20 protein-coding genes are annotated in these 15,979 nt (G+C 65.7%); 8 read left to right on the top strand and 12 right to left on the bottom strand.

Features of this window, described 5'->3' with window-relative positions; all coding sequences use genetic code 11:
- The first annotated feature begins 6 nt into the window (after positions 1-6).
- A complete protein-coding gene (gene aat, locus VNQ78_RS21080) occupies positions 7-642 on the top strand; it encodes a leucyl/phenylalanyl-tRNA--protein transferase (protein WP_325693927.1) in 636 nt (211 codons plus the stop codon).
- Here the strand turns inward: aat and VNQ78_RS21075 are convergent.
- The 5 genes from VNQ78_RS21075 to VNQ78_RS21055 form a co-directional block, all read right to left on the bottom strand.
- A complete protein-coding gene (locus VNQ78_RS21075; protein WP_325693924.1) occupies positions 606-1,112 on the bottom strand; it encodes a DUF2155 domain-containing protein in 507 nt (168 codons plus the stop codon). The two genes, aat and VNQ78_RS21075, sit on opposite strands and share 37 nt — an antisense overlap.
- Entirely contained in the window at positions 1,109-1,585 is a 477-nt protein-coding gene (gene mlaD, locus VNQ78_RS21070) for an outer membrane lipid asymmetry maintenance protein MlaD (RefSeq protein WP_325693921.1), read from the bottom strand. Before mlaD ends, VNQ78_RS21075 begins: the two co-directional genes overlap by 4 nt.
- A gap of 3 nt (positions 1,586-1,588) precedes the next feature.
- Positions 1,589-1,963 carry an NADH:ubiquinone oxidoreductase subunit NDUFA12 gene (locus VNQ78_RS21065; protein WP_325693919.1) on the bottom strand — a complete coding sequence of 125 codons (375 nt, stop codon included), beginning with the start codon at positions 1,961-1,963 and terminating at the stop codon, positions 1,589-1,591.
- Positions 1,964-2,162: 199 nt separating this feature from the next.
- Positions 2,163-3,428 carry an ATP-dependent Clp protease ATP-binding subunit ClpX gene (clpX, locus tag VNQ78_RS21060; RefSeq protein ID WP_325693916.1) on the bottom strand — a complete coding sequence of 422 codons (1,266 nt, stop codon included), beginning with the start codon at positions 3,426-3,428 and terminating at the stop codon, positions 2,163-2,165.
- A 161-nt stretch (positions 3,429-3,589) separates the two neighbouring features.
- A complete protein-coding gene (locus tag VNQ78_RS21055) occupies positions 3,590-4,219 on the bottom strand; it encodes an ATP-dependent Clp protease proteolytic subunit (protein ID WP_325693913.1) in 630 nt (209 codons plus the stop codon).
- A gap of 197 nt (positions 4,220-4,416) precedes the next feature.
- Here VNQ78_RS21055 and pth point away from each other — a divergent pair, with 197 nt between their 5' ends.
- Both pth and VNQ78_RS21045 read left to right on the top strand, forming a co-directional pair.
- On the top strand, positions 4,417-5,115 hold the full coding sequence (gene pth, locus VNQ78_RS21050) for an aminoacyl-tRNA hydrolase (protein WP_325693910.1): 699 nt from the start codon (positions 4,417-4,419) through the stop codon (positions 5,113-5,115).
- Positions 5,116-5,138: 23 nt separating this feature from the next.
- Positions 5,139-5,507: a DUF2237 domain-containing protein gene (locus VNQ78_RS21045; protein ID WP_325693904.1), complete on the top strand. Its 369-nt coding sequence runs from the start codon at positions 5,139-5,141 to the stop codon at positions 5,505-5,507.
- On the opposite strand, the gene VNQ78_RS21040 is transcribed toward VNQ78_RS21045, so the two are convergent.
- Together VNQ78_RS21040 and VNQ78_RS21035 are read right to left on the bottom strand one after the other, a co-directional pair.
- The gene (locus tag VNQ78_RS21040) at positions 5,504-5,863 is read right to left on the bottom strand and encodes a YigZ family protein (protein WP_325693901.1); all 360 of its coding nucleotides are present in this window, start codon (positions 5,861-5,863) and stop codon (positions 5,504-5,506) included. The genes VNQ78_RS21045 and VNQ78_RS21040 overlap by 4 nt on opposite strands.
- Positions 5,860-6,282: a Fur family transcriptional regulator gene (locus VNQ78_RS21035; RefSeq protein ID WP_325693898.1), complete on the bottom strand. Its 423-nt coding sequence runs from the start codon at positions 6,280-6,282 to the stop codon at positions 5,860-5,862. The genes VNQ78_RS21040 and VNQ78_RS21035 overlap by 4 nt, the downstream gene beginning before the upstream one ends.
- 87 nt (positions 6,283-6,369) lie before the next feature.
- Between VNQ78_RS21035 and VNQ78_RS21030 the strand changes: the two genes are divergently transcribed.
- From VNQ78_RS21030 to VNQ78_RS21010, 5 genes are all read left to right on the top strand, one after another.
- On the top strand, positions 6,370-7,257 hold the full coding sequence (locus VNQ78_RS21030; protein WP_325693894.1) for a metal ABC transporter substrate-binding protein: 888 nt from the start codon (positions 6,370-6,372) through the stop codon (positions 7,255-7,257).
- A complete protein-coding gene (locus VNQ78_RS21025) occupies positions 7,250-8,107 on the top strand; it encodes a manganese/iron ABC transporter ATP-binding protein (protein ID WP_325693891.1) in 858 nt (285 codons plus the stop codon). The genes VNQ78_RS21030 and VNQ78_RS21025 overlap by 8 nt, the downstream gene beginning before the upstream one ends.
- Positions 8,104-8,967, top strand: coding sequence for a metal ABC transporter permease (locus tag VNQ78_RS21020; protein WP_325693884.1), 864 nt, complete (start codon positions 8,104-8,106; stop codon positions 8,965-8,967). Before VNQ78_RS21025 ends, VNQ78_RS21020 begins: the two co-directional genes overlap by 4 nt.
- Positions 8,967-9,794, top strand: coding sequence for a metal ABC transporter permease (locus VNQ78_RS21015; RefSeq protein ID WP_325693881.1), 828 nt, complete (start codon positions 8,967-8,969; stop codon positions 9,792-9,794). Before VNQ78_RS21020 ends, VNQ78_RS21015 begins: the two co-directional genes overlap by 1 nt.
- An 81-nt stretch (positions 9,795-9,875) precedes the next feature.
- Positions 9,876-10,607 carry a VIT family protein gene (locus tag VNQ78_RS21010; protein ID WP_325693878.1) on the top strand — a complete coding sequence of 244 codons (732 nt, stop codon included), beginning with the start codon at positions 9,876-9,878 and terminating at the stop codon, positions 10,605-10,607.
- Here the strand turns inward: VNQ78_RS21010 and VNQ78_RS21005 are convergent.
- Genes VNQ78_RS21005 through VNQ78_RS20985 form a run of 5 tightly spaced genes read right to left on the bottom strand, consistent with a single transcriptional unit; the run spans position 10,604 to position 15,875 of the window.
- Positions 10,604-11,362: an ABC transporter ATP-binding protein gene (locus tag VNQ78_RS21005; RefSeq protein WP_325693876.1), complete on the bottom strand. Its 759-nt coding sequence runs from the start codon at positions 11,360-11,362 to the stop codon at positions 10,604-10,606. The two genes, VNQ78_RS21010 and VNQ78_RS21005, sit on opposite strands and share 4 nt — an antisense overlap.
- A 48-nt stretch (positions 11,363-11,410) precedes the next feature.
- Positions 11,411-12,280: an ABC transporter ATP-binding protein gene (locus VNQ78_RS21000; RefSeq protein ID WP_325693873.1), complete on the bottom strand. Its 870-nt coding sequence runs from the start codon at positions 12,278-12,280 to the stop codon at positions 11,411-11,413.
- Positions 12,277-13,185: a nickel transporter permease gene (gene nikC, locus VNQ78_RS20995; RefSeq protein ID WP_325693870.1), complete on the bottom strand. Its 909-nt coding sequence runs from the start codon at positions 13,183-13,185 to the stop codon at positions 12,277-12,279. The genes VNQ78_RS21000 and nikC overlap by 4 nt, the downstream gene beginning before the upstream one ends.
- Positions 13,182-14,282 carry an ABC transporter permease gene (locus VNQ78_RS20990; RefSeq protein ID WP_325693868.1) on the bottom strand — a complete coding sequence of 367 codons (1,101 nt, stop codon included), beginning with the start codon at positions 14,280-14,282 and terminating at the stop codon, positions 13,182-13,184. The genes nikC and VNQ78_RS20990 overlap by 4 nt, the downstream gene beginning before the upstream one ends.
- Before the next feature lie 3 nt (positions 14,283-14,285).
- Positions 14,286-15,875 (bottom strand): ABC transporter substrate-binding protein, encoded by a 1,590-nt coding sequence (locus VNQ78_RS20985; protein ID WP_325693865.1) that lies wholly within the window; start codon positions 15,873-15,875, stop codon positions 14,286-14,288.
- Positions 15,876-15,979 lie beyond the last annotated feature (104 nt).

Below are 15,979 nucleotides of genomic sequence, written 5' to 3'. Positions count from 1 at the left end.
TCCGGCATGATCGGACTGACGGCGGAAAGACTGCTCGCGGCCTATGCCCAGGGCGTCTTTCCGATGGCGCGGTCGGCTGATGACGCGCAGCTTTACTGGTTCGACCCGCCCGAGCGGGGCGTGCTGCCGGTCGGCGGCGTCCATGTCTCACGCTCGATGCGGCGCTTTCTGCAAGGTTGCGGATGGAGCGCCAGCATCGACCGCGACTTCGCCGGCGTCGTGGCGGGTTGCGCCGATCGCGAGGAAACCTGGATCAATGCCGGCCTGATCGAGCTATATGACCAGCTTTTCCAGATGGGCCGCGCCCATTCGCTGGAGGTCTACGAAGGATCGACGCTGATCGGCGGCACCTTCGGTATCTCGCTTGGCGCGGCGTTCTTTGCCGAGAGCATGTTCTCGCGCCGGACGAATGCCTCCAAGGCCGCGCTGATCTGGATGTCCTCGCAACTGCGGCGCACCGGGTTCCGGCTCTGGGATACGCAATATCCGACGCCGCATCTGGCCTCGATGGGAGGGCTGACGATTTCGCGCGCGGATTACCACCGCAAGCTGGGATTCGCGATCCGGCGCCGGGCGCAGTTCGCCTCCGCTCCGCTGCCGGACCTTCAGGCCCTGTTGCAGGAGATGACCCAGACGTCATAGCGCGGGTCGTCCATCGCCGAAAGCGCCGGGGCCGAGGCGATCATCCAGCCGGAAAACACGCCGCGATTGACCCGCTTGTCGGTGATCGTGAGTTCCGCGAAAGCATCCGAGGAAGGGTCATTCGCCGGAAAGCGGCATTCGCCCAATCGCACCTCAAGCCGGCCAAACGCCACCGCCTGCCCGCTTGCGAGGTCGAAATCGAGGGTCTGGCCCGTCACCTTGTCGAGGCCGCGCAGCAGCGCGCCCTTGCCCTGCGCCGTGTCTGGGCCACGGGCCGCGGCGACCGCCGCCTGCCGTTCGGCGGCCGAGGGCTCGGCGACGACAACCGCGTTCGGATCGTCGCTGAAGGCCGGGTCCACCAGCAGGTTGTCGTCGGGAAGCGCCTCGGCCTCGCCCTCGTCCTGCGCGACAACCGAGGTTGCCGCCATGAAAAGGCAAAGTGCGGGCGCAAGCAGGGAACGGGCCCTCATTTCGGCTCCTCCCCGTCGCTGGCCTGTGCATCGACGAATTTCATCATCAGGGACAGCAGGCTGACGGCGCCTTGCACATCCTCGATCTCGTCGCCGGGGTTCAGGTTGTCGGGCGCGCCGCCGGGCTGCAATTCGATATAGGCGCCGCCCAGCAATCCGTCCGACTGGATCAGCGCGGCGCTGTCGCTGGGCATCTGGATCTTGGACGGGATGCGCAACCGCGCCTCGGCCAGATAGGTCTGGGGGTTCAGGTCGATGCCGGTGACCTTGCCGACCTTCACGCCGGCGACGCGGACATCGGTTCCGACCTCGATCCCGTCGACGCTGGGAAAGGCCGCGCGCAATTCATAGCCGTCGCCGCCCAGTCCGCGCGCGAGGCCGCTGCCCGAGGTCGACCAAACGAGGAAGCCCGCCGCCACGGCAAGGACGGCGCCCCCGACCCATAATTCGATCCGTTCGGCGGCGCTCTGCATGGCTTATTCGGGCTGCCAGGCGTCGTAGTCGCGACGCCGCGCCGGCTCGGCCCGCAGCAGCGAACCCGCCGGGTGATAGGCACCCTCCGTCCCGGTCATGTTCGGGACATGTTCCTTTTCCCAGGGCTTGTGCTGCATCGGCTCGGTCGTCGGCGGCTGCTTGTAGGTGTGATGCAGCCAGCCATGCCATTCGGGGGATACCCGGCTGGCCTCGGATTCGCCGTTATAGATCACCCAGCGCCGTTTGCCGCCGCCCGACTGGTAATAGATGTTGCCCTCGGCGTCTTCGCCCACCTTCTCGCCATAGAGCCGGGTCCAGACTTGGGTATTGATCGTCTGGCTGTTCCACCAGGTCAGGGCGCGCAGCAGAAAGGACATGGTATCGAACCTTCGTCAGTCGGATTTGTGAGAGATATGGCGCAACTTGCCGCCAAGGTCCAGAGAGCGCATCGTCCACGGCGCGCGGACAAGCCATTTTCGACCATACGGGCCGGATGCAGGGCGCGGGCCGGAGCTCGCAGAAAAAGAAAGGCCGGCAGCGTCTCCGCCACCGGCCGTCCTGTCCGCGCGAAAAGCCTCAACCGGCCGTCGCGGTTTCCTTCTTCGAGTCGACATGGATCAGCAGCGGGGTCGCGCTGGGATTGTCCACCGCCTCCTCGTTCACCACCACCTCCTCGACGCTGTCGAGGCCCGGCAGTTCGAACATGGTGTCGAGGAGGATGTCCTCCATGATTGAGCGCAGGCCACGGGCGCCGGTCTTGCGCTTGATGGCGCGGCGGGCGATCGCGACCAGCGCATCCTCGGTGAAGGTCAGCTTCACGTCCTCGAGGTCGAAGAGGCGCTGATACTGCTTGACCAGGGCGTTCTTCGGCTCGGTCAGGATGGTGATCAGCGCGCCTTCGTCCAGGTCGCCCAGCGTGGCGATGACCGGCAGACGGCCGACGAATTCGGGGATCAGGCCGAATTTCAGCAGATCCTCGGGTTCGAGCTGCTTGAAAAGCTCACCCACGCCCTTGTCGTCGTTTTCCTTGACCGCGGCGCCGAAGCCCATGGCCGTGCCCTTGTTCCGCTGCGCGATGATCCGGTCGAGGCCGGCAAAGGCGCCGCCGCAGATGAAGAGGATATTGGTCGTGTCCACCTGCAGGAATTCCTGCTGCGGATGTTTGCGGCCGCCCTGGGGCGGAACGCTCGCGACGGTGCCCTCCATGATCTTCAGAAGCGCCTGCTGCACCCCCTCGCCCGACACGTCGCGGGTAATCGAGGGATTGTCGGACTTGCGGGTGATCTTGTCGACCTCGTCGATATAGACGATGCCGCGCTGCGCGCGTTCGACGTTGTATTCGGACGCCTGCAGAAGCTTCAGGATGATGTTCTCGACATCCTCGCCGACATAGCCCGCCTCGGTCAGCGTCGTCGCGTCGGCCATGGTGAAGGGCACGTCGAGGATGCGCGCCAGCGTCTGCGCCAGCAGCGTCTTGCCGCAGCCGGTCGGGCCGATCAGCAGGATGTTCGACTTCGCCAGCTCGATATCCGTCTTCGAGCTGTGGTTCAGCCGTTTGTAGTGGTTGTGCACGGCAACCGAGAGCACGCGCTTGGCATGTTCCTGCCCGATCACATAATCGTCGAGAACATTGCAGATCTCGCGCGGGGAGGGCACGCCGTCGCCGGATTTCAGCGCCGAGGTCTTGGTTTCCTCGCGGATGATGTCCATGCACAGTTCGACGCATTCATCGCAGATGAACACGGTCGGACCGGCGATCAGCTTGCGCACCTCGTGCTGGCTCTTGCCGCAGAAGCTGCAATAAAGCGTGTTCTTGCTGTCGCCGCCTGTCGGATTGGCCATAAATTCGATCCTCGCATTGCCCCGGAGGCCCGGCCTCATCGCCGGACGACCGCCTGTTGCGGGCGCGGGAACCGCCGCGCCGCGCGTCACAGGACATGTTACGAGCCGCCCCGGCCCGTCACAATCCCAAAAAAAGCCGGTCCTTCATCCCGAACACCGGCTCAGGTCGTTGGTTCCGCCTTGCCACGAGCCACCAGAATTTCGTCGATCAGACCCCATTCCTTCGCCTCTTCCGGCGACATGAAGCGGTCACGCTCCAGGGCCTCTTCGACCTCCTCCAGCGTGCGGCCGGTATGGGCCACATAGATCTCGTTCAAGCGGCGCTTGAGCTTTTCGGTCTCGCGCGCGTGGATGAGGATGTCGGTCGCCTGCCCCTGGAACCCGCCCGAGGGCTGGTGAACCATGATCCGGCTGTTCGGCAGCGAGAATCGGTGGCCCGGCTGGCCCGCGCAAAGCAGCAGCGACCCCATCGAGGCCGCCTGCCCGACCACGAGGGTCGAGACGCGCGGCTTGATGTATTGCATCGTGTCATAGATCGACAGGCCCGCGGTCACGACACCGCCGGGGCTGTTGATATACATGCTGATGTCCTTGTTCGGGTTCTCCGCCTCGAGGAACAGGAGCTGCGCCGAGATCAGCGTCGCGACGCCGTCATGGACAGGGCCCGACAGGAAGATGATCCGCTCCTTCAGCAGCCGCGAGAAGATGTCATAGGCCCTTTCGCCACGGCTGGTCTGTTCGACAACCATGGGAACGAGCGTGTTCATGTAGAATTCTGCCGGATCTTGCATGTCTTTCCCTGCTTATTTCCCTGCCTGCCCTGCCCGTTTCACGATTCGCCGGCCGGGACGACCCCCTTTTGGCAAACTCATAAAGACGAAGAGTTGAGAGAGTCTTAGTAACGCCCGCCCCCGAGGACAAGAGAGCGTAAGAATTTGCCCCTTCCGGCCCATGCGGGTAAGTTTCGGGGCAAGTGACGGAGAATGACATGAAACTGATCGTCGGACTGGGCAATCCCGGCGCGAAATACCAGCATAACCGCCATAATATCGGCTTCATGGCGGTCGACCGGATCGCGGCCGATCACGGCTTCGGTCCCTGGCGCGCACGCTTTCAGGGCGAGATTGCCGAGGGGCGTCTGGGGACGGAACGCGTGAGCCTGCTCAAGCCCGCGACCTTCATGAACCTCTCCGGCCAGTCGGTGGGCGAGGCGATGCGCTATCTGAAGCTCGATCCGGCGGATGTGATCGTGCTCCATGACGAGCTTGACCTCGCGCCCGGAAAGCTGCGGCTGAAATTGGGCGGCGGCCATGCCGGGCATAACGGGCTGCGCTCGCTCCACGAGCATATCGGCGACGGTTATCGCAGGCTCAGGCTCGGGATCGGGCATCCGGGGCACAAGGACCGGGTTGCGGGCTATGTCCTGTCGGATTTCGCGAAGGCCGAGGAGGACGGGCTCGACGATCTGCTGCGCGGGATCTCGGACGGGGCGGAGGCGCTGGCCTCGGGCGATGACGCGCGCTTCATAAACGCGGTCGCGGCCCGCACGGCCCCGGCGCGGAACAGCGGAACCCGGCCCGCGCCCGAGGCGCCTGCGCGACCCACGCCGGAAAAGGCGGCAGAACCGCCCGCCGCGCCGCAAAGCATCTCCGACCGGCTCCGCGCGCTCAGCGAGCGGTTCAGATAGGGAACGGATACAAAGGAAAGACGATGGATCCTGCGATCAATGTGCTGGGCGGCGCGCTCGCCCCCTGCTCGACGGTGCCGCCGACCGGCTTCTATCGCGATGGCTGCTGCAATACCGGGCCGGAGGATAGCGGGCTGCACACCGTCTGCGTCATCGTGACCGACGAGTTCCTCGCCATGTCTAAATATCTGGGTAATGACCTCAGCACGCCCCGGCCGGAATATCGCTTTCCGGGGCTGAAGGCGGGGGATCGCTGGTGCCTCTGCGCCGCGCGCTTCATGCAGGCGGCGCAGGAATATGCCGCGCCGCAGGTGGTGCTGGAGGCGACGCATCAGCGCACGCTGGACATCGTGCCGCTTGAGCTGCTGCGCGCCCACGCGGTCGAAACCTAGCGCCCGGTTTCCGCAAGATAGTGGCGCACCGCGTCGACCACGTGGCGAAAGCGGTCGCCGCCAAGATGCTTGCCGCCATACCAGCGCGTGAGCACCACCAGATGATCGGTGAGGCCGGCGCGTTCCAGCATTTGCAGGATGATCTGGGCCGCCCCGCTTTCGCCATCGTCGTCGCGGACCGGCTCTCCCGACAGGATCGCGGCCCAGGTGTTATGCGTGGCCTTGGCGAAGCGCTTGTTCTTCTTCAGCTCGGCCAGCAGCGCCTCGACCTCGGCGCGGTCTCGGGCCGGCCCGCCCGAGACGGCATAGCGCGACCCCCGGTCGGAGATGATCTTGTCGAAAACCCGCAGGCTCATTTCAGCTTGCGCACATAAAGTTCCAGCCGGTGGCGGACGATCTCATAGCCCAGCTCGGCGGCGATCTCGGCCTGCAGTTTCTCGATCCGATCGCTGACGAACTCGGTCACTTCGCCGGTCTCGATGTCAATGATGTGGTCGTGATGCTTGCCATCGGCGGGCTCGAACCGCGCCGGCTCGCCCTCGAATTCCAGCTTCTGGATGACGCCCTGCGCCTCGAGCGCGGAAAGCGTCCGGTAGACGGTTGCAAGCGACACCCCTGCCCCGGCCTCGGTCGCACGCTGGAAAAGCTGGTTCGCATCCGGGTGATCCTCGGCCGAGGCGAGCACGCGCAAAAGCGCGGCGCGCTGGCGCGTGATCCTGACGCCAGCGCGCCGCAAGGCGTGCTCAAAGGATTGTGCGCGGGCTTCATTCTCCATGCCCCTGTTTCGCCCAGTTGCGAACCAATTACAACTGGCTTGACAGTTGAGAATGGTTCGCAGATAAGAAGGAAAACCGGAGGCATGATGTTACGCAGGACTTTCCTCGGCACCGCATTGGCAAGCCTCGCCGCACCGGCCCTTGCGCAGGGGCGCAAGCTCAAGGTCGCGACGACCTTCACCATCCTCGCCGACATGGCCCGCAACGTGGCGGGCGACCGGGTCGAGATCGTCTCGATCACCAAGCCGGGGGCGGAGATCCACAATTACGAGCCGACGCCGAGCGACCTGATCGGGGCGCGGGGCGCCGACATGATCCTGCGCAACGGGCTGAACCTCGAACTGTGGTTCGAGCAGTTCCTGCGCAATCTCGGCGATATACCCTCGGCCACGCTGACCGAGGGGATCGAGTCGATGCCGATCTCAGGCGGCAGCTACAAGGGCAAGCCCAATCCCCATGCCTGGATGGCGCTGGATTCGGCGATGATCTATGTCGACAACATCGCGGCAGCGCTTGCCGGCCTCGATCCCGCGGGGGCCGAGGAATACCGGGCAAATGCCGAGGCCTACAAGGCCCGGATCGCCCGCACCATCGCCCCCCTGCGCGATCAGGCCCGCGCCCTGCCCGAAAATCGGCGCAGGCTCGTGACCTCCGAGGGGGCGTTTTCCTATCTCGCCCGCGACTTCCATCTGGAGGAGTTCTACCTCTGGCCGATCAATGCCGATGCGCAGGGCACGCCCCAGCAGGTGCGCCGGGTCGTCGATGCGATCAGGGCGCATTCGATCCCGGTGGTCTTTTCGGAAAGCACGGTCTCGGACCGCCCCGCGCGGCAGATCGCGTCCGAGACCGGGGCGCGCTATGGCGGCGTTCTTTATGTCGACAGCCTGTCCGAGCCTGACGGCGCGGTCCCGACCTATCTGGACCTGCTGCGGGTGACATCGGAAACCATCGTCAGGGGGCTTTCGGATGGCTGAGATCGGGATCGAGGCCCGGGGCCTGACCGTGACCTATCGCAACGGCTTCACCGCGCTGAGGGATGCAAGCTTCACCGTCCCGCCCGGCTCGATCACCGCGCTGGTCGGGGTGAATGGCGCCGGGAAATCCACCCTTTTCAAGGCACTGATGGGATTTGTTCCAGCAGCGAGGGGCGAGGTCAGGGTGCTTGGCCTTCCCGTCCCCGAAGCGCTGAGGCGGAACCTGATCGCCTATGTCCCGCAATCCGAGGAGGTGGACTGGACCTTCCCCGTGCTGGTCGAGGACGTGGTGATGATGGGCCGCTATGGCCATATGGGCTTTCTGCGCCGCGCCAGCGCCGCCGATCGTGCGGCGGTCGACGAGGCGCTGGAGCGGGTCGGCATGACCGAATACCGCAAGCGCCAGATCGGCGAGCTTTCGGGCGGGCAGAAAAAGCGCGTCTTCCTTGCCCGCGCCCTTGCGCAGGGCAGCCGGGTCATCCTGCTCGACGAGCCCTTCACCGGGGTGGACGTCAAGACCGAGGCCGCGATCATCGAGCTGCTCGGCCGGATGCGCGAGGAAGGCCGGGTGATGCTGGTTTCGACCCATGACCTCGGCTCGGTCCCGGAATTCTGCGACCGAGTGGTGCTGGTCAAGGGCACCGTCCTCGCCGCCGGTCCGACGGCCGAGGTCTTTACGCCCGACAATCTCCGCCTCGCTTTTGGCGGTGTGCTGCGGCATTTCATCCTCGGGCCGCAGCAACTGCATGACGACGACGATCCGCGCGGCGTGACGTTGCTTTCGGATGATGAACGGCCGCTGGTCTTTTATGATGGCGAGCGCCGCAGCCCCGAGGCCAGCGGAAAATGATCGAGACGCTGCTGATTCCCTTCCAATACAGCTATATGACCGACGCGATCTGGGTCTCGGCGCTGGTCGGCGCGGTCTGCGCCTTCCTGTCCTCCTACCTGATGCTGAAGGGCTGGTCCTTGATCGGCGACGCGCTCAGCCATTCGATCGTGCCGGGGGTAGCAGGGGCCTATATGCTGGGCCTGCCCTTCGCGCTTGGCGCGTTTCTCTCGGGCGGGCTCGCGGCGCTGACCATGCTGTTTCTGAACCAGCGCACCGGGCTCAAGGAGGATGCGATCATCGGGCTCATCTTCACCGGGTTCTTCGGCCTCGGCCTCTTCATGGTGTCGCTGAACCCGATGGCGGTCTCGGTCCAGACCATCACCATGGGCAATATCCTCGCCATCTCGCCGCAGGACACGCTGCAACTCGCGCTGATCGGAGGCGTGTCGCTGCTGATCCTGACGCTGAAATGGCGCGACCTGATGGTGGTCTTTTTCGACGAGAACCATGCCCGCACCATCGGCCTGCATCCGCGCCGGCTGAAGGTGCTGTTCTTCACGCTGCTCTCGGCCTGCACGGTCGCGGCGATGCAGACGGTGGGGGCGTTTCTGGTCGTGGCGCTGGTCGTCACGCCGGGCGCCACCGCCTATCTGCTGACCGACCGCTTTCCGCGGCTGATCTGCCTTTCGGTCGCGATCGGAGCGGTGACCTCGGCGCTCGGGGCCTATATCTCGTTCTTCCTCGACGGCGCGACCGGGGGCGTCATCGTCTGCCTGCAAACGCTGATCTTCCTTGCCGCGTTCCTCTTTGCGCCCAAGCACGGGATGCTCGCCGCACGCCGCCGCTCGGCCGACGCGCTGAAGGAGGAGGCCGCGTGATGGACTGGCTGACCATGCCCTTTACCTTCCCCTTCATGCGCGACGCGGCGCTGATCGGGCTGATGATGGCGGTGCCGGCGGGGCTGCTTTCCTGCTTTCTGGTGCTGCGTGGCTGGTCGCTGATGGGCGACGCTGTCAGCCATGCCATCCTGCCCGGCATCGTGCTGGCCTATATCGCGGGGCTGCCGCTGATCCTCGGCGCCTTCGTCGCGGGCCTTGGCTCGGCACTGATGGCGGGCTGGCTGCAGGCGAATAGCCGCGTCAAGCGCGACACGGTGCTGGGTGTCGTGATGTCGGGGATGTTCGGGTTCGGTGTGGTCCTTTACACCTCGATCCCCTCGGACCTGCATCTCGACCATATCCTGTTTGGCAATATGCTGGGCGTCGGGCCAGAGCAGCTGCGACTGACCGGCATGATCTCGGTCGTGGTGGGGGGATTTCTCGCGCTGAAATGGCGCGACCTCGCGCTGGTCGCCTTCGATCCGATCCAGGCCCGGGTCTCGGGCCTGCCGCAGCGCTGGCTGGATTACGGGCTTCTCGCCATGATCTCGGCCACGGTGGTCGCGATGCTGAGTTCGGTGGGCATCATCCTGTCGGTGGCGCTGCTGATCGCGCCGGGGGCCATCGCCTTCCTGCTGACCCGCAGGCTTTCCGCCATGCTGCTGCTTTCGGTCCTGATCGCCGGGGCAAGCACGGTCACCGGGGTCTGGGCCAGCTTCTGGCTGGACAGCGCGCCGGCCGCGACCATCGTTCTGGTGCTGAGCCTCGGCTTCGTCCTTGCCTTCATCGGCAGGACACTGGCGGTCAGGCGCATCGCCGCCGATTGACCCGCGCGGCTCTGGTCAACGCGCGGTCGCGGCGGCTAGACTTTGGCCGTGACCTGCCTCGTTGCCCAGGGGAGCGCCCGCATGAGCCTGACGACCAGCCCACCCACCGGCCCCACGCTTGGCCATGGCTCCGATGATCCGCATTACGTCAACCGCATGGGCTGGCTGCGCGCGGCCGTCCTCGGGGCGAATGACGGCATCATCTCGGTCGGTTCGCTGATCGTCGGCGTGGCCGCGGCGACACCCGAACGCGAGGCGGTGCTGATCGCGGGCACCGCCGGGCTGGTCGCCGGCGCGCTTTCGATGGCGATGGGGGAATATGTCTCGGTCAGTTCGCAATCCGACACCGAGCGCGCCGATATCGCGCGCGAGCATGCGGCGCTGCGCGACACGCCCGAGCAGGAGCTGCACGAGCTGGCGGCGATCTACGAATCCCGCGGCATGGCGCCCGGCACGGCATTGCAGGCCGCGCGGGAAGTGACCGAACATGACGCGCTTGCCGCCCATGTCCGCGACGAGCTGGGCCTGAACGAGGTTTCGGCCCCGAACCCGATCCAGGCCGCGCTGGCGTCGGCGGCGACCTTCAGCGTCGCCGCAGCCTTGCCCCTTGGGGCGGCGGTTCTTGCGCCGCAGGACGCGATGATCGCCGCCGTCCTTGCCACGGCGGTCCTTGCGCTGGCGCTGCTTGGCGCGACGGGCGCCTGGGCCGGCGGCGCGCGGCCCGCCCGCGCCATCCTGCGGGTGGTGCTGGGCGGCATCCTCGCCATGGCGGCGACGGCGGGCGTGGGCTGGCTCTTCGGGGTCTCCGTCTAGCCCGCCTCGCGCCGGTAGGAACTGCTCGCCGCAAGAAGTTCGCCGGCATAAGGCGTGCCGACCCGGCCGGAGCGCAGGGAGGCGGCCTCCATCTCCTCGACGATCTGGCCCGAGCGCATCACCGCGAGGCGGTCGCACATATGCGCGACCACGGCGAGGTCATGGCTGACCATCACATAGGTCAGCCCGCGTTCGCGGCGGAGATCGGAAAGCAGGTTCAGGATCTCGGCCTGGACGCTGACATCGAGGGCTGAGGTCGGCTCGTCGAGGAGGAGAAGGCGCGGTTCCGCCGCCAGCGCGCGGGCAATCGCCACCCGCTGCCGCTGCCCGCCCGAAAGCTGGTGCGGATAGCGGAAGCGGAAGCCCTGCCCCAGCCCGACCGCCTCGAGAAGCCGGGTGATCCGCCCGTCGATCCCGTCCATTCCCTGCAGGCGGAGCGTTTCCGACAACACCCGGTCGACCGAATGGCGCGGATGCAGACTGGCATAGGGATCCTGAAAGACCATCTGCACGCTGCGGTGGAAATTGCGCGACCTGTGCCCGCCTGACACCACCTCTCCCCCGACCTCGATCCGGCCGGACCAGCCGCTGGCAAGGCCGGTGATGGCGCGCAGGATCGTCGACTTGCCCGAGCCGGATTCCCCGACAAGGCCGTAGCTTTCCCCGGCGGCGACCGAGAAGGTCGCGCCCTGGACCGCATGCACGCGGTCAGGGGGATCGCCGAACCAGACGTCCAGATTTTCGACCTTCAGCATGTCGGCACGCTTGGCATTCGGGTATTTGAAAAACGGTGAAACCGCATGTCATAGCCCTCCCGGGAAGGGGGTCGCAATTTCCTCGTCGCGCCATGAGGGCTGGCGTTCGAGGACTGAAAGACGCGAGACCGGATGATCGAGGCGCGGCAGGCTGTCGAGCAACCCCCGCGTATAGGGGTGCCGGGCCTGATGGAGGTCGCGCGCCGCGATCTCCTCGACCACCCGGCCGGCATACATGATGAGCACCCGGTCGCAGAATTGCGCGACGAGGTTCAGGTCATGGCTGATGAAAATGAGCCCCATGCCGCGTTCGGCGACGAGCCGGTCCATGATGCGCAGCACCTCGTTTCGGACCGAGACATCGAGGGCCGAGGTCGGCTCGTCCGCGATCAGGATCTCGGGGTCGGGGGCCAGCATCATCGCGATCATGATGCGCTGGCCCATGCCGCCCGAGACCTCATGCGGATAGGCGTGGAAGACCCGTTCCGGGTCGCGGATCTGGACCGCGTTCAGCATCTCCATCGCTTTGTCGCGGGCCATGCGGCCGCCCTGGCCGGAATGGAGGCGATAAGCCTCCATGATCTGCTGGCCGACCGTCATCACCGGATTGAGGCTGAATTTCGGGTCCTGCATGATCATGCTGATCCGCGCGCCGCGCAGCGCCCGCATCCTGCGTTCCGGCAGGTTCAGGATCGATTCGCCATGGAGTTCCATACGCGCGGCCGTGACCTTGCCCGGCGGGCGGACGAGGCCGAGGATGGCGCGCCCGGTCATCGACTTGCCGGAGCCGGATTCGCCGACCACGCCCAGACGCTCGCGCCCGAGGTCGAAGCTGACGCCGCGCACTGCCTCGAACACGCCCTGTCGGGTCGGGAAGGCGACGCGGAGGTCGCGGATGGAGAGAAGCGGCGCGGTCATTCCTTGGCCCCCTTCGGGTCGAGCACGTCGCGCAGCCCGTCGCCGAGCAGGTTGAAGGCGAGGCTGACGATGAAGATCGCCATGCCGGGCATGGCCGCGACCCACCAGAAATCGAGGATATAGGTCCGCCCGTCCGAAATCATCGCGCCCCATTCCGGCATGGGCGGCTGCGCGCCGAGGCCCAGGAAGCCGAGGCCCGCCGCGGAAAGGATGATCCCCGCCATGTCGAGCGCCACCCTGACGATCAGCGAGGAGATGCAGAGCGGCCAGACATGGCCGATCAGCAGCCGGAGCGGTCCCGCCCCCTGCAGCCTTGCGGCGGCGATGTAATCGGCATGGCGTATGGTCAGCGTCTCGGCCCGCGCGAGACGCGCATAGGGTGGCCATGAGGTGATGGCGAGGGCGAGGACGGCGTTCCCGATCCCCGGGCCCAGCGCCGCGACGAAGGCGAGCGCGAGGATGAGCTTCGGGAAGGCAAGGAAGATGTCGGTGATCCGCATCAGTACCTGATCGACCCAGCCGCCCGCGAAACCGGCGACCGTGCCGACGAATAGCCCGATCACCGGCGCGATCAGCGCCACGGTGCCGACGATGAAGAGCGTGACGCGCGAGCCGTGGATCAGCCGCGACAGGATGTCCCGGCCCAGCGCATCGGTGCCAAGCCAATGCGCGGCCGAGGGCGGCTTCAACCGCTCGGCCAGGTTCTGCGCGAAGGGATTTTGCGGCGCGAGCCATGGCGCGAAGGCCGCGACGAACAGCAGAAAGAGAAGAATGGCGAGGCCCAGCATGGCAAGCCGGTTCGCCCGGAAGGTCAGCCAGCCCTGATAGATTGCCCCGAGCCGCGCCTGCCGGCGAGTCTGGGGCGCATCGGTCAGAAGCCAGGCGCGTGTGGTCATCTCGGTCATTTCGCCCTCGGGTCCAGCACGCGGTAGAGGATGTCGGAGAGAAGGTTCAGCGCGACGAAGCAGGTTCCGATCAGCACCGTCCCGCCCAGAACCGCGTTCATGTCTCCGGCCAGCAGCGCCTTGGTGATGTATTGGCCGATGCCAGGCCAGCTGAACACGATCTCGGTCAGGACGGAGCCTTCGAGAAGCGAGCCGAAGCTGAGCGCGATCACCGTGATCAGCGGCACCATGATATTGCGGAAGGCATGGCCCCAGACGACGCGCCGCTCGCTCAGCCCCTTCACCCGGGCGGTGGTGACATATTCCGCCGAAAGCTGCTCCAGCATGAAGCTGCGGGTCATGCGGCTGATATAGGCGAGGCTGAAATAGCCAAGCAGGCTCGCCGGCAGGATGATATGGCTGAAGGCGTCGCGGAAGGCGCCCCAGTCGCCCGCCAGAAGGCTGTCGATGAGGATCATCCCCGTCACCGTGGGCACCATGCCGTCAAAGATGATGCCCTGACGCCCCGGTCCGCCCACCCAGCCGAGAATGCCGTAGAACAGCAGCAGTCCCATCAGCCCGAGCCAGAAGATCGGCATCGAATAGCCAACCAGCGCCACGACACGCGCGATCTGGTCGATCCATCCGCCCCGGCGCGCGGCCGCGATCACGCCCAGAGGCACGCCCACGCAGACCCCGATCAGCGTGCCGAGCAGCGCGAGTTCGAAGGTCGCCGGAAAGACGCGCCGCAGATCCTCGGCGACCGGGTGCCCGGTCGAGATCGAGCGGCCAAAATCGCCCCTCAGCACCTCGCCCATATAGCGCAGGAACTGGTCCCATAGGGGGCGGTCAAGGCCCATGGCCTGATAGGCCGCGTCATATTGCACCTGTGTCGCCCGCTCCCCCACCACTTTCAGCACCGGGTCGATCGGCATGACCCGCCCGATGATGAAGGTGACGAGGAGAAGCCCCAGCAGCGTCAGCGCGAGCGAGAGGGCAAGCCCGCCGATGCTGGTCGCGCGGCGGCGTAGCCGGCTGCGGCCCGCCTTGGGCAAGCCGCCTTTGGTCGGGGGCAGGCTGCCCTGCCCCCCCGTATTCGCCATGTCCGTGTCGGTCACACCTTATTCCTTCGTGACCTGACGGTAGTAGACCGAGGCGACCGAGCCGCCGGCTGTCCAGTTCTTGATGTTCTTCTGCATCCCCGCCTGCTCGATCCTCTGGAAGAGCGGGATGATCGGCGCGATCTCGCGATACTGTTTCTGGATATCCAGATACATCTGCACGCGCTTGTCGGTATCGCCCTCCAGCGTGGCGGCGACGGTGGCCTTGTTCATCTCCTCCGGCACGGCCCAGCTGTTGCGCCATGCAAGCTGCGAGAGCTTCGCGTCATCGGCATTGTTCGGGTTATAGGCGAAGGTCGAGGCGTTGGTGTTCGGGTCGGCATAATCCGGTCCCCATTCGCCAATGAAGATCGGGACCGAGCGCGCGCGATAGGCGTCGAGCACCTGCGCCCCGGTCATCTGCTGGATCTCGAGCGTCAGGCCCGCCTGCGCCATAGATCCCTGCAGCGTCTGGGCGATGTCCACATATTCGCGGATGTCGCGCACCAAGGTCTTGACCGTCCCCGAGGTGATGCCGGCATCGGTCAGGATCTTCTTGGCCTTCTCGACATCATAGGTCCAGGGGTTCTCGTCCGAGGCGCCCAGATAACCCTCGGGCAGGAAGTTCTGGTGCGTCTTGAACTGGCCCTTGAGGAAGCTGCCCTCGATCCCGGCGTAATCCACGAGGTATTTCATTGCCTCGATCACTTCGGGCTTCGACAGCAACGGATCCTTCTGGCTGAGACCCATATAGAGGATGCGGCCGCGCGGTTCGGTGTTGACGGCGAGCTTGTCATTGCCCGAAATGCCATCCACATCGGTCGGCGTCAGGTTCCGCGCCACGTCGATATCGCCCTGTTCCAGCAGCAGGCGCTGGGCGCTGCTTTCCTGCACATGGCGCACGATCACGCGCTTCATGACCGGCGCGCCCTGCCAGTAGTCGTCGAATGCGACGAATTGCACCGCTTCATTCGGGCGCCATGCCTGCAGCGTATAGGGGCCCGAGCCAGCCTCATTGGTCGAGAGCCAGGTATTGCCGAAGTCCTCGCCCTCGACATGACCCATGACGGTTTCCTTGTCGACCACCCCGGCCACGTTCGAGGCAAGGCAGTTCAGCACGAAGGATTGCGCATAGGGCTGGTCAAGCTTCAGGATCACCTTGTTGCCGTCGAAGCTGACCATTTCCTCGACATTCTCGGGGGTGAAGCCGAACTGGTTCAGGATGAAGGCGGGGGACTTGTTCAGCTTGACGGCGCGCTGCAGCGACCATGCCGCATCCTCGGCCCGGACCGGGTTGCCGGAATGGAACTTCACCCCCTCGCGCATGGTCAGGGTGATGGTCTTACCATCCTCGCTGACCTCCCAGGCCTCGGCAAGGCTCGGCTTGAAGCCCGCCTCGAGGTCCAGCGGGTCGAAATCGACCAGACGGTCATAGAGGTTGTTGTCCACATCATTGCCCGAGAACTCGAAGCTCTGGCCGGGATCGAGGCTGATGATGTCGTCGATCTGCGCCGCGACGACCAACGTATCGGCAGGGGTTGCGGCATAGGCTGCGGGGGCCAGCGACACGGCCGTCGCCAGCAGGATCGCGCGAAGCGAGAAATGGTGCATGATTATCTTCCCTGTTGTCGCACCCCGTCCATGCGGGGCTTGATCCTGCCACCTTGGCGTGAAGCCGGCATTCCGGCAAGTGTCGTGTCATCCCCCCGTCATGG

The organism is Paracoccus sp. (in: a-proteobacteria), from assembly GCF_035556475.1.
GTDB lineage: Bacteria > Pseudomonadota > Alphaproteobacteria > Rhodobacterales > Rhodobacteraceae > Paracoccus.
This window is presented reverse-complemented; position numbering and strand designations above follow the sequence as displayed.